Origin of the sequence: Phyllobacterium myrsinacearum, from assembly GCF_002980555.1 — a bacterium.
Classification (GTDB): Bacteria; Pseudomonadota; Alphaproteobacteria; order Rhizobiales; family Rhizobiaceae; genus Phyllobacterium; species Phyllobacterium myrsinacearum.
Window position 1 is genome coordinate 317,364 of sequence record NZ_PVBT01000003.1, and the last position, 12,346, is coordinate 329,709.

Consider the following 12,346-nt stretch of genomic DNA (forward strand, 5'->3'; position numbering starts at 1 on the left):
GACAGAACCAGTGAAAGGACATGAGATCATGAGCACATTCACGACCAAAGACGGCACCCGTATCTACTACAAGGACTGGGGCAGGGGGCAACCCGTTGTGTTCAGTCACGGCTGGCCGCTCAACGCCGATGCTTGGGAAGACCAGATGGTGTTCCTGGCTTCCAACGGTTACCGGACCATAGCGCACGACCGGCGCGGTCACGGCCGCTCCAGCCAGCCCTGGAATGGCAATGAGATGGACACCTATGCCGACGATCTGGCTGAGCTGATCGAGACGCTGGACCTGAAAGATGCCATCATGGTTGGCCATTCCACCGGCGGTGGTGAAGTGGCCCGTTATATCGGCCGCCACGGCACCAAGCGTGTCGCCAAGGCTGCACTGGTAGGAGCCGTTCCGCCGCTGATGCTGAAGACCGCCGCCAATCCCGGGGGGCTGCCGATCGAAGTGTTTGACGGCATCCGCGCCGGTGTGGCCGCCGATCGCTCGCAGTTCTTCAAGGACCTGACCATACCGTTTTACGGTGCCAATCGTCCCGGCGCTGCGGTCTCGCAGGGTATGCGCGATGCGTTCTGGTATCAGGGTATGCAGGGCGGCTTGAAGAATGAACTCGATTGCATCAAGGCGTTCTCGGAGACGGACTTTACCGAAGATCTGAAGAGATTCGACGTACCGACACTGTTCATCCACGGTGACGACGATCAGATCGTGCCGATCGATGATGCAGCCAGAATCGCCGCGACGCTGGTTGAAGGCTCCAAACTGACGATCTATCCGGGCGCGCCGCATGGTCTGGCAGCAACCCACAAGGATCAACTCAACAAGGACCTTCTGGCCTTCGCCCAGGCTTGATCCTGCAAGCGAAACCCGCCGTACTCGGAAGAGTGCGGCGGGTTTATTCTGTCAGGCGAGGCCGCGTTTTTCGATCATCGCATCGGGTGTCGGCATCTTGCCGCGGAAAGCCTTGTAAAGCTCCTCCGGGTCGCGGCTGCCGCCAGCCGAATAGATATATTGCTTGAGCTTCTTGGCGAGGTCGGCATTGAACACATCACCGGTTTCCTCGAATGCCTTGAAAGCATCGGCATCCAGCACTTCCGACCACATGTAGGAATAATATCCGGCGGAATAGCCGTCGCCGGAGAAGACATGGGTGAAGTGCGGGGTACGGTGACGCATGATAATCGCGTCCGGCATGGAAAGGCTCTTCAGCGTATCGGCCTCGAACTGGATGGGATCTGCCGGAGGAACGCCGTCCGCATGGAACGCCATGTCAACCAGCGCCGAAGAGGTGAACTCCACGGTGTTGAACCCGGCATTGAATGTATTGGCCGCCAAAACCTTGTCGAGAAGCGCCTTGGGCATGGTTTCGCCTGTGCGGTAGTGGACCGCGTATTTTTCCAGAACCGCTGGCACTGTCAGCCAGTGTTCGTACAGCTGTGACGGCAGCTCCACGAAGTCGCGCGATACCGATGTACCCGATACCGCAGGCCAGGTCACATCGGACAGGAGGCCATGCAAGGCATGCCCGAATTCGTGGAAGAGGGTGCGTGCACCGTCCAGCGAAAGCAGTGCAGGTTCGCCCTTTGGCGGCTTGGCGAAATTCATGACGTTGTAGATAATCGGCGTCTGGCCGCCGTCGAGCTTGTGCTGCGATTGCAATGCGCTCATCCAGGCGCCGGAACGTTTGGATTGACGGTTGAAATAATCGCCCAGGAACACACCGCGGCGGCTGCCATCCGCATTCTGTACCTCCCACACCCGCACATCGGGATGCCAGGTTGGAATGCCGTTTTTCTCTTCAAAGCGGATACCAAAGAGGCGGGTTGCCACGTCGAAACTGGCCTCGATGATCTTTTCCAGCTGCAGGTAGGGTTTCAGCTCCGCCTCATCGAACGCAAAACGCTCATTGCGCAGTTTCTCCGCATAGAACCGCCAATCCCAAGGAGCAACCTTGTGGTTGCGCCCCTCGGCGGCGATCAGGCGTTCCAGATCAACCTCTTCTTCGGCAGCGCGGTTGCGCGCCTTGTCCCAGACCGGTTCGAGCAGGTCCATGACGGCCTTGGGTGTCTTGGCCATGGTGTCATCAAGCTTGTAGGCGGCAAAACTGTGATAGCCGAGCAGCTTGGCCTTTTCCGCGCGCAGTGCCACCATATCGGCAACAATTGCGCGGTTGTCGGTTGCGCCGCCATTCTCGCCGCGCGCGGCCCAGGCGCGAAATGCCTTTTCCCGCAGGCCTCGGTCTTCGGAGAAGGACAGGAACGGTTCAATGATCGAGCGGGAAAGGGTGACTGCCCAGGCATCCGGCCGATTGCGCTCCTCGGCGGCACCGCGCATGGCGGCACGAACGAAATCGGGCAGGCCCTTCATGTGCGCTTCGTCGGTGATGAAAAGCGCCCAGTCGGCTTCGTCCTTCAGGACATTCTGGCCAAACTGCGCGCCAAACCCCGCCAGCTTCTCATTGATGTCCGCAAGGCGTGCCTTGCCCTCATCATCCAGCCGCGCGCCGCTGCGCACGAAGCCTTTCCATGTCTTCTCAAGAACGCGATCCGTTTCGGCATCGAGGCCGAGGAAATCGCGCTGCTGGTAAAGCGAGTCGATACGGGCAAACAGCTGCGGATTCATCATGATGGACGAATAGTGGCGGGACATCTTGGGCGCGATGACGCGCTCCAGTGCCTGGATGGTATCGTTGGTATTGGCTCCGGCCCGCATCCAGAAAATGGAGGAGACGCGATCGAGACCCTCGCCGGAAAGCTGCAGGGCTTTCAGCGTATTGTCGATGGTCGGTGCCTCATGGTGATTGATGATCGCGTCGACATCGGCCAGATCAGCCGCAAGCGCTGCATCGAAGGCCGGGGCGAAATCATCGTCCGTGAAGGCAGTGAAATCGGGAAGTCCGAGCGGTCCGGTCCAGTCCGTCAGTGCGGTGTTGATGGCTGGTTTCTGTGGGGACATGGGAAGGCTCCGTCATGGCTGATGAACTCTGGCCTTAACATCTAAGCCTGCAACGGAGTGATCACAAGTCGGCAGGTACAGAAAGCGCGGCACGAAATCATATCCAATGGCCAGCCAACAAAAAACGGGGCTTGCGCCCCGTTCTCAGTCCGTATTTGCGGGATCAGCTGTTGCGCTTGCGGGCAGCCAGCGTGCGCAGGCGCAGGGCGTTGAGGCGGATAAAGCCCGCGGCGTCCTTCTGGTCATAGGCGCCGCGATCGTCCTCGAAAGTCACCAGCGCGTCGGAGTAAAGCGACTTCTTCGACTTGCGGCCGGACACCATGACATTGCCCTTGTACAGCTTGAGGCGCACCACGCCTTCGACATCTTCCTGGCTCTTGTCGATCATGGCCTGCAGCATTTCGCGTTCCGGCGAATACCAGAAGCCGTTGTAGATCAGTTCCGCATAGCGCGGCATGAACTCATCCTTGAGATGTGCGGCGCCGCGATCCAGCGTGATCGATTCCATGGCGCGGTGGGCTACGAGCAGGATCGTGCCGCCAGGGGTTTCATAGACGCCGCGCGACTTCATGCCGACGAAGCGGTTTTCAACCAGATCCAGGCGCCCGATCCCATTGTCGCGGCCGAGATCGTTGAGCGTTTTCAGCAATGTTGCCGGCGAAAGCGGCTTGCCGTCGATAGCAACAGCATCGCCCTTCTCGAAGGCAATCTCGATCTCGGTTACCTTGTCAGGCGCCTCCATCGGAGAAATCGTGCGCTGGTGCACATATTCGGGCGCTTCCTGCCATGGATCTTCCAGAACCTTGCCCTCGGAGGAAGAGTGCAGCAGGTTTGCGTCGACGGAGAAAGGTGCTTCGCCGAGCTTGTCCTTGGCGATCGGAATCTGGTGTTCGCGGGCAAATTCCAAAAGATCGGTGCGTGACTTGAATGTCCAGTCGCGCCACGGGGCGATGACCTTGATGTCAGGGTTCAGCGCATAGGCGGACAGTTCGAAACGAACCTGGTCATTACCCTTGCCGGTTGCCCCATGGGCGATAGCATCGGCTCCGGTGCGGGCCGCGATTTCAACCAGGTGCTTTGAAATCAGCGGCCGCGCGATGGACGTGCCGAGCAAGTAGACGCCTTCATAGACCGCGTTGGCACGGAACATCGGGAACACGAAGTCGCGGACGAATTCTTCACGCACGTCTTCGATATAGATTTCCTTGATGCCGAGCATCTCGGCTTTCTTGCGGGCCGGTTCCAGTTCTTCGCCCTGGCCCAGATCGGCGGTGAAGGTAACAACTTCCGCACCCAGTTCCGTTTGCAACCATTTGAGGATAATCGATGTATCGAGACCGCCGGAATAGGCCAGCACGACTTTCTTGACGTCTTTCCACTTGTTCATTCTGTTTCCCTGACCGCTGCGCAGTCTCGCTATCGTTTGGTGAAGATGGACGTTCTTTTATCAGGTGAGGGAATGTTGGCAAGATCGGCTTTGGCGGCGCAGCGGTCCTGCCAGGCAAATCAGCTGCGGATGGCCACGTATCCGCGCTCGCCATACCGGTCACGAGCCTCGGACAGAGTTCCTGTCTTCAGTGCCGAAATGAAATCCTGCAGGTGAATGCGCCGCCAGCCAGCCGTGACCTCTTCCACGGCAAAACCTTGCGCCGCCAATGCATCGGCAAGGTGCTTGTCGGTCATGAGGATGACTTTCACGCCGGGATCAATCTCTTTGGACGGCAGCACGGCTGTCTGTTTGAACTGTGCATCAAAATCGGCATGAAGCCGGATTTTCGCGGCGTCCAGAACGGGTCCCACGAAAAGGACCTCGTTTTCCGGGAGATGCATTGTGTTGATTCTGGCCGCCAGCGGCTTGCCGATATCGGGCACGAGCAGGGCCTTTGCAACGGGTGTAACGGTTACTATGCTTGCCATGGCAAGCAAGGCGGCGGAGGCTGCCAGGCCGTGCATTTTCAATCGGGTGTTAACCACCCACAGCGTCGCCATGACGCCCGCGATCCCCGCAGCCAGGCCGGTTACGTACAATGGCGGCAGCAATTGCATGCCGATCAAGAACACGCCCGTGATGGGAATGGCTGCGATCAGGATGATGACGCGCAACACCCGCTGGACCAGTCTTTCGAAACCTGGACCGGTCACCTCCTGGAACCCGCAGGCGAGAAGCACGCAAAGCAGCGGTATGACGGGAATGACGTAGCGGTGGGAAGGAAGGCTATTGAGAGAAAAGATGATCGAAACAGCTATGATCCAGCCGAGGAAGAAGGGGGTTATGCCGTTGAGCGAATCCATTTCCGGCCGTCGTCCCGCTTTCCGGGCGCCATAGAAAAGCAGCCCCAGCCAGACAAATGTCGGCCCCACGAGACCGGCGAAACTGTGGATCAATCCCATCGCGATGATATCGGGATTGAAATTGATCTTGTCTGAAATCTGGTCGGCAACGAAATCGGCCGAAAGCATGCTCGCTGTGTGCAGGGACTGATAGATGAACCAAGTGCCGACAATCCCAAGGCACACGGTGATGGTCACGGGTTGCCACAGGCGATGGCGGCGCTGGCGCAGGGCCGGCATTGCCATGCAGTAGACCAGGATATAGCCGAGCATCGCCACGGGCAGGAGGCCTTTGGCCAGGATCGCCAATCCCGTGCCTGCATAGGCGAGAATGCCATAGACATGGCGGTGGCCGTCGCGAAAGAGAAGACCGACAAAGCCGAGCATGCCGATGAGCATGAACATGGTCAGGGGCATGTCGGGAATGGCATTGATACAGGCGCGCAGGAAGACGGCATTCGTTGCCAGAAGCGAAGCCGCAAGCAATGCGGTCCGGTCATTGTGGGTTATGATCCGGGTCAAGGAGAAGGTGATCAACAGTGTTGCAGCCCCTGCAACCAGCCACAGGAAACGCGACCCGAGCACGGAAATCCCGAAAACCTTCATGCCGGCTGCGCTCATCCAGTATGTGAAGGGCGGTTTCTTCAGCCGGACATTGCCTTCGGCCGTATGCGGCGTCAGGTATTCGCCCGTATGCAGCATGATGACGGCACCATTGGAGTAATGGCGTTCATCGGGAAAATGTGTGATCAGGCTGCTGGCAAGCGGGAGAAGGCTCAATATCAGGGCGATGGCCAGCAGGATCGCCATATAGCGTCCCGGCGCCCAATCCGCCGCATCGTCCAAAATGCTCAGGCTTGGATTCTTCTGAAGCATCGTCTGATTGTCGCGCTTGTTGTCCCCTCAGTTTTCATAACGCGAACGAACAGTAGTGCCAATAAAAAATTGCGTCTTCAACAGATGACGCATTGTACAGTTTCAGCCGTTACTTCGTCTGCTGTTCTGTCGTGCGGTGCCAATGCGATGTCCATAATTCGCTAATGGAGGTCAGCACGCAGAAGACAATCACGGTGGAAAGAGACCCGAGCACCACATCGGAAAGATAGTGACGGCCAAAGGCAACGCGCAGGAAATCAGTGGTTATGATGATGGCGGCGATGGGCCAGATGAGCTTTTTCCTTGTCTGGTGCGGCCACAAGGGCAAAAGACAGACAAGCCAGGCGATCCCGGCCGCTTCCCCGGAAATAAAGGAACAATTGTGCTGACAGACGTGTGACCATTCAGCTGCTGCCACGAAGGGCTGGTCGCCACCGAAAAGCCATGTGTTGGCGGGGCGGGGCCGGCCGATGAACTCTTTCATGAACGCGTTGACCAGAAGGCCGGGACCAATGGCCAGCGTAAGGAGCGAGACAATCGAAATACGAATCCGTTCATGATTCCAGCGAAGGCCGGAGGCGACATCGCGCAGGGCAATGGTGACGACCACTGAAGCAGCCACGATGGGCAGGGCATAGAAGACACGGCGCAGCGTCTTGAAAAGTGGCACCGATGCGGCGGGAAAATCGCCGCAAATTTTTGCGGTCGCGGTCGCGATGCAGTCAGAACTGAGGAAGAAGAACGATGAAACGGCCTTGTCGATCTCAGGCGCACGGTTAAACAGGATGGCCAGGGCCGCCCACACGAGGATAAGGCTGACCGCAAGGGCCGGCTGACTCCAGACACCGAAGCCATAGAGCGCCTTACCGCATGAAGCAGATGTTGTTCGGTAATAGACCATGCGGCTCTCAAGGCTGAAAAACTTGCCTGTTCTGGCGTGCAATGATTGCAGTGTCATTACAGAGCATACTTTTCCAGTGACTGCAGAAAAGTATTTAATTAAGGCCGCGCAATGTCAGTATTTTGATGTCCTGAATACAAATAGCGGCTGTTAAGCCGCCAAAGGTACTGGAAATCCGTGCTTCGGATGGTGTGCGATTGCCGCTTTATCGGGTCGCCACCATGAAAAGCCGCGGGAATGGCAACAGGACCGTGCCGTCAGGCAGAGCCGGATAAGCTTGTGCCACCGCGTGCGTATACCGTTCGAGATAGGACGCCCGCTCCGTTTCATTGAGTGGGTCCAGATATGGCCGCAACCCTGTTCCCTTAAACCATTCGACCACTGCCGGGGCTCCTCCGGCAAGCGGATGGTGGTAAGTGGTTTGCCAGATATCGACCTTGGACGCTATCGGCCGCAGGATTCGGTAATACCACTCCGCGCTCTGCCGCGGCGACCGTTGCCCCGCCGCTCGCGCCAATTTGGCAGCCCATGGGCCTTCACCAGCTATTTCCCGCATCAGACGGTGTGTGGGTTCATCCAGATTGTTCGGAATCTGGATGGCAAGGCTGCCGTCCACGGCCAGTTTGCTGACAAGGGCCGGCAGCAGGGCGGCATGGTCCGGAAGCCATTGCAGCACCGCATTGGCAAGAATGACATCATAGGGACCCTGCGCATCCCACCGGGCGATATCAGCGACGTCAAAGCGGATTTCAGGAAGCCGCTTGCGGGCTGCCCGAACCATGTCTTCTGAGCTGTCCATTCCTGTTGTAATGGCCCTGGGAAAGCGGGCGATGAGAACTTCCGTCGAATTGCCGGGGCCGCAACCGATGTCAATCACGGATCGGGCGTACACGCCAGGAACTGCTGCCAGGAGATCGCGGACCGGGCGCGTCCGCTCATCTTCAAATTTCACATATTGTTCAGCTGACCAGCTCACGACGGTTTTCCTTTTGTTGCCCGCCGGATAGGCAGGGACGACAGGGGCGAGTCATGGCTGATGGCTCGGCCCCAAAGCGGCGTATTGGCAGAATAGGCTTTCCTCTATATGATTTCCAATGCATGCTTTTTACGATTTCAATACTTTCAGGGTATGGCAATGATCGATCTGAAGCGCCTTCGCGCATTTGTTGTCTTGGCAGAGGAAGGCCATGTGACGCGGGCCGCCGAACGGCTGGGCATTCAACAGCCACCGCTGACGCGGCTTCTGCAGGGGCTGGAGGCGGAACTGGGTGTGCTCCTGATGCACCGCATGCCGCGCGGCGTTCGTCCCACCGAGGCCGGAAACGTGCTGCTTGATGAAGCCAGGATCATTCTGGAGCGTGCCGGTGGCGTTGCCGACATGGTTCACCGGGCAGCGCGCGGCGAACAGGGCCGCCTGGCCATCGGTTTCACCAGCTCTGCCGCCCTGCATCCTTTCGTGCCGAAAGCGTTGCGGGCTTTCCATGAAAGCCTGCCAAAACTTTCTGTCGTGCTGGAAGAAGCTGGTACGGCAGAACTGGTGGATGCGCTCATGCATGAGCGGCTTGACGCAGCCTTCATTCGCTCTCCGGTCGGACGGACGCCAGGCCTGCGGATCGATGCCGTGCTGGAGGAGCCAATGCTCGTCGCATTGCCTGAGGGGCATAGGTTCGCGCGGGACACTGCCTCGCGGCTGCTGCTCACAGAATTGGCGACCGAACCTTTCATTCTCTATCGCCGCATGGCGGGGCCTGGCCTCTATGACACCATTCTGACCGCATGCCGGGAAGCGGGGTTCAGCCCGATTGTGGCGCAGGAGGCGCCGCGCTTGACTGCAACGCTGAGCCTGGTGGCCGCAGGATTCGGTATTTCCCTCGTGCCTGCATCGATGCGGCGCCTTGGCGGTGACGACATCGCCTACCGCGCTGTTGCGGGCAGTTCCAAACTGATAGCCCCGTTGCTCCTGGCCATGCGGCAGACGCATCCGGCGCCGGCCCTTGCGCGGTTTCGCGGTCTCGTGCAGCGCATGACAGCGGAAATGCGCGCAGCCAATCCGGCTGATGCGCGAGTGGATCGGGGAAATCGCTAGATCTCTCAGAATCGTGTGGCCAAAAGGGTCGTTCCGCGTTAGCTTCCGCCAGTTTTTCGTCGGAGCTTCCCATGACCTTCATTCCCGAATGGCCGATTATCCTGCAATTTGCGATTGCGACCTTTGTTCTTTCGATCACCCCGGGTCCCGATATGACACTTTTCGTGGGGCGGGCCCTGTCCGAGGGAAAGGCGGCTGGGTTCGCCTGTCTGTCCGGGGCCAATTGCGGGATTGTGGTGCATACGACGATGGTTGCACTCGGGCTTTCCGCGCTGATTATCGCATCGCCGTCCGCATTCCTCGTGCTGAAAATCGTCGGTGCAGGATATCTCGTGTGGCTTGCCTTTCAGGCTATCCGCAAGGGATCAGCCTTTTCTCCGGAGAAGAAAAGCGGCGCCGCACACACATTGTTTCAGAACTGGCTGACCGGGATCGGCATCAACCTGCTCAACCCGAAGATCATCCTGTTTTTCATGACGTTTCTGCCGCAGTTCGTGTCGGCAAGCGACCCGCATGCGCCGGGCAAGCTTTTCTTTCTTGGCCTGCTGTTCATTCCGCTGTCGCTGCCGGTGGTGACGCCCATGATTCTGGCGGCTGACCGGTTTGCCGGTCTCCTGAAGAAAAATCCGACGGTTACGCGGGTGACCGATTGGCTGTTTGCCGGGGTGTTTTCGGCCTTTGCGGCAAAAATCCTGATGGCCCAGGCGAAGTAGACGCCTCTATGCGGCGGGGCTGCCGGGGCGCGGGGGCATCACCAGCCCGGCGCTTCGCCCCGAGACAAGCCAGTAGACAAAGCCTCCGACAACGCCGGTGGCGAGGATGGCCGCGAATGTGTCGATGTCTTCGGTCTGCGGCCGCCACTTCCAGACGATGATGACAACGGCGGTCGCTGCGCCGCCAAGGGCATAGAACAGCAAATCCCGCCATGCGGTCAGCTCAGCAAACAAGATGAGGATACAGGCAGGAATGAAGACGCTGTAACCAATCATCGTGGCAAAGATCGGAACCGTGGAGTACAGGAATGGACCTTCGCTGCCGATGACTTCTGTGCTGCCAAGCCAAAGAAGATTGAGAAACAGCGATGCGGCAAAGGTTGCGCAAACGAAACCGAAAACGATCAGGGCAAAGCGGAAGATATAGAAGACGATCTGGCTCAATCTTCACCGTGCCCGGCGATCATGGCAGCCTCAAATGCCAAACGCTCTGTCTTCTTCATGCGTTCCGATTCCGACTTCAGCTGACCGCATGCGGCCAGGATGTCCCTGCCGCGGGGGGTGCGGATGGGTGAAGCATAACCTGCATTGTTGACGTAATCAGCGAATTTCTCGATCTGCTCCCATTCCGAGCACTGGTAATTGACACCAGGCCATGGGTTGAAAGGAATGAGATTGATCTTGGCGGGGATGCCTTTCAGCATGCGCACCAGTTCCTTGGCATCAGCCAGCGAGTCGTTCACCCCCCTGAGCATCACATATTCGAAAGTGATGCGCTTGGAATTCGACAGGCTTGGATAGGCCCGGCAAGCGTCCAGCAGTTCCTTGAGCGGATACTTCTTGTTGATCGGCACCAGCATATCGCGCAGGTCGTCGTTCACCGCATGCAGTGAAATGGCGAGCATGACGCCGATTTCCTCACCGGTGCGGTAAATCTCCGGGACGACGCCCGACGTCGACAGGGTGATGCGGCGCTTCGACAGCGACAGGCCGTCACCGTCGGATGCAATCAGCAGTGCCTTCTTGACGTTCTCGAAATTGTAGAGCGGCTCACCCATGCCCATCATGACGATATTGGAGACCTTGCGGCCTTCCGCCGGAACGATGGCACCGTCCGGTGTGTTCCGGTCCGGGAAATCGCCGAGCCGGTCGCGGGCAATCAACAGCTGCGAGAGAATTTCCTCCGCCGTCAGGTTGCGGACCAGTTTCTGCGTGCCCGTATGGCAGAAGGAGCATGTGAGCGTGCAACCGACCTGGCTGGAAATGCACAGCGTGCCGCGACCTTCCTCGGGAATGTAAACGGTTTCAATCTCTACCGGCCGTCCGGCACCGCGCGGCGGAAAGCGGAAGAGCCATTTGCGCGTGCCGTCAGTGGAAATCTGTTCCTCGACGATTTCCGGCCGGGCAATGGTGAAATGCCGGTCGAGGAGCTCGCGCATATCGCGGGAAATGTTGAGCATATCGGCAAAATCCGACACACCGCGAACGTAGAGCCAGTGCCAGAGCTGCGCAACGCGCATCTTTACCTGACGCTCGGCCACGCCGATTTCGGTCAAAGCCTCACCCATCTCGGCGCGGGACAGGCCGATCAGTGTCGGCTTGCCATTCATGGCGGCAAGCATGGCATCACGGGATTTCTCCCGGGCGAAGGACTGAGTCTCAGGCAAAACGGACATTGGGTTTTCTAACGTTCTCTAGTGAAGCGCGGCTCATACCATGTTCTGGCCGTGCCGTCACCTCCACAAGCAAAAAGGCCGGGCACATGCTGTCCGGCCTTTGCAAAAAGCAAGGTTTGCTGGAGTTACTTGCAGGTGGCGATGGCTTTGAGCGCCGCAGACACACCTTTGAGCGAATAGGTGTAGCTGGTCTTAGTTCCGCGCTTGGACACCGCATTGATGGACATGGTATGGCCGGTACGCAGTGCCGCCACAAGTTGCGGCTCTTCCGCTGCGTTTTCCATCCACCCATGGCTGCCGTTGGTGAACATGGAGAAGCTGCGTGAATCGATGGTGACCGTTACCTTTGAATTGACCTGGAGGTCATATCCGGCCTTGAATTGCGGTTCGAAGCTGACGTTCTGGCCGGGCTTCTGGCTGACCATGAAGAAGTTGTCGCCGTGATCAATCTTCGCGGGCTGCTTGTCGACTGGCACCGACAGGACATAGCAAACCTTGCCCTTGCCCTGCTGGTAGCTATAGGCACCCCACGCGTTAAACTGGCTGATTTGACTCGGGGTCTGGGCAAGAGCTGTCCCTGTCAGCCCAAGCATGAGCACAGAGGTCGCTGCGATTGATTTTCCAAACATGTTACCTACCAGTTCTATCGTTCATTTCATAACTGACGAACCGGCAAGAGCCGCCAGGCCCCACTGTCCAGTTCGCTTTCTCTTAATTTGACTTAATCTGGGTTACCAAACGGTGAAGACGGGGTCAAAAAAGCGATTTTGTCAGCGGGAAGATCACGTTGTCCGTGCAAAATCCCACGGT

General features: G+C 58.2%; 11 protein-coding genes. 3 read left to right on the top strand and 8 right to left on the bottom strand.

The window, feature by feature from the left end:
- Nucleotides 1-28 precede the first annotated feature (28 nt).
- Nucleotides 29-850, top strand: a complete 822-nt coding sequence (locus C5750_RS12220) for an alpha/beta fold hydrolase (RefSeq protein WP_105734613.1) — start codon at nucleotides 29-31, stop codon at nucleotides 848-850.
- 51 nt (nucleotides 851-901) lie between these two features.
- On the opposite strand, the gene C5750_RS12225 is transcribed toward C5750_RS12220, so the two are convergent.
- The 5 genes from C5750_RS12225 to tam all read right to left on the bottom strand — a co-directional run bounded on the left by C5750_RS12225 (nucleotide 902) and on the right by tam (nucleotide 8,037).
- Nucleotides 902-2,953, bottom strand: coding sequence for a M3 family metallopeptidase (locus tag C5750_RS12225; protein ID WP_105734166.1), 2,052 nt, complete (start codon nucleotides 2,951-2,953; stop codon nucleotides 902-904).
- Between the two features lie 163 nt (nucleotides 2,954-3,116).
- Nucleotides 3,117-4,340 (bottom strand): argininosuccinate synthase, encoded by a 1,224-nt coding sequence (locus C5750_RS12230; RefSeq protein ID WP_105734167.1) that lies wholly within the window; start codon nucleotides 4,338-4,340, stop codon nucleotides 3,117-3,119.
- A gap of 119 nt (nucleotides 4,341-4,459) precedes the next feature.
- A complete protein-coding gene (locus tag C5750_RS12235) occupies nucleotides 4,460-6,160 on the bottom strand; it encodes an ArnT family glycosyltransferase (RefSeq protein ID WP_105734168.1) in 1,701 nt (566 codons plus the stop codon).
- A 109-nt stretch (nucleotides 6,161-6,269) separates the two neighbouring features.
- Nucleotides 6,270-7,118 (bottom strand): phosphatase PAP2 family protein, encoded by an 849-nt coding sequence (locus tag C5750_RS12240; RefSeq protein WP_105734169.1) that lies wholly within the window; start codon nucleotides 7,116-7,118, stop codon nucleotides 6,270-6,272.
- A gap of 148 nt (nucleotides 7,119-7,266) precedes the next feature.
- Nucleotides 7,267-8,037 (bottom strand): trans-aconitate 2-methyltransferase, encoded by a 771-nt coding sequence (gene tam, locus C5750_RS12245; RefSeq protein WP_105734170.1) that lies wholly within the window; start codon nucleotides 8,035-8,037, stop codon nucleotides 7,267-7,269.
- 159 nt (nucleotides 8,038-8,196) lie between these two features.
- On the opposite strand from tam, the gene C5750_RS12250 reads away from it, so the two are divergent.
- Nucleotides 8,197-9,147, top strand: a complete 951-nt coding sequence (locus tag C5750_RS12250; protein ID WP_199537993.1) for a LysR family transcriptional regulator — start codon at nucleotides 8,197-8,199, stop codon at nucleotides 9,145-9,147.
- 71 nt (nucleotides 9,148-9,218) lie between these two features.
- Entirely contained in the window at nucleotides 9,219-9,860 is a 642-nt protein-coding gene (locus C5750_RS12255; protein ID WP_105734172.1) for a LysE family translocator, read from the top strand.
- A gap of 6 nt (nucleotides 9,861-9,866) precedes the next feature.
- On the opposite strand, the gene C5750_RS12260 is transcribed toward C5750_RS12255, so the two are convergent.
- From C5750_RS12260 to C5750_RS12270, 3 genes are all read right to left on the bottom strand, one after another.
- A complete protein-coding gene (locus C5750_RS12260) occupies nucleotides 9,867-10,304 on the bottom strand; it encodes a hypothetical protein (RefSeq protein ID WP_105734173.1) in 438 nt (145 codons plus the stop codon).
- Nucleotides 10,301-11,482 (bottom strand): dual-specificity RNA methyltransferase RlmN, encoded by a 1,182-nt coding sequence (gene rlmN / locus C5750_RS12265; protein ID WP_245421107.1) that lies wholly within the window; start codon nucleotides 11,480-11,482, stop codon nucleotides 10,301-10,303. The genes C5750_RS12260 and rlmN overlap by 4 nt, the downstream gene beginning before the upstream one ends.
- Before the next feature lie 179 nt (nucleotides 11,483-11,661).
- Complete coding sequence (locus tag C5750_RS12270) at nucleotides 11,662-12,165, bottom strand: invasion associated locus B family protein (RefSeq protein WP_105734175.1); 504 nt, start codon at nucleotides 12,163-12,165, stop codon at nucleotides 11,662-11,664.
- Nucleotides 12,166-12,346: the final 181 nt, after the last annotated feature.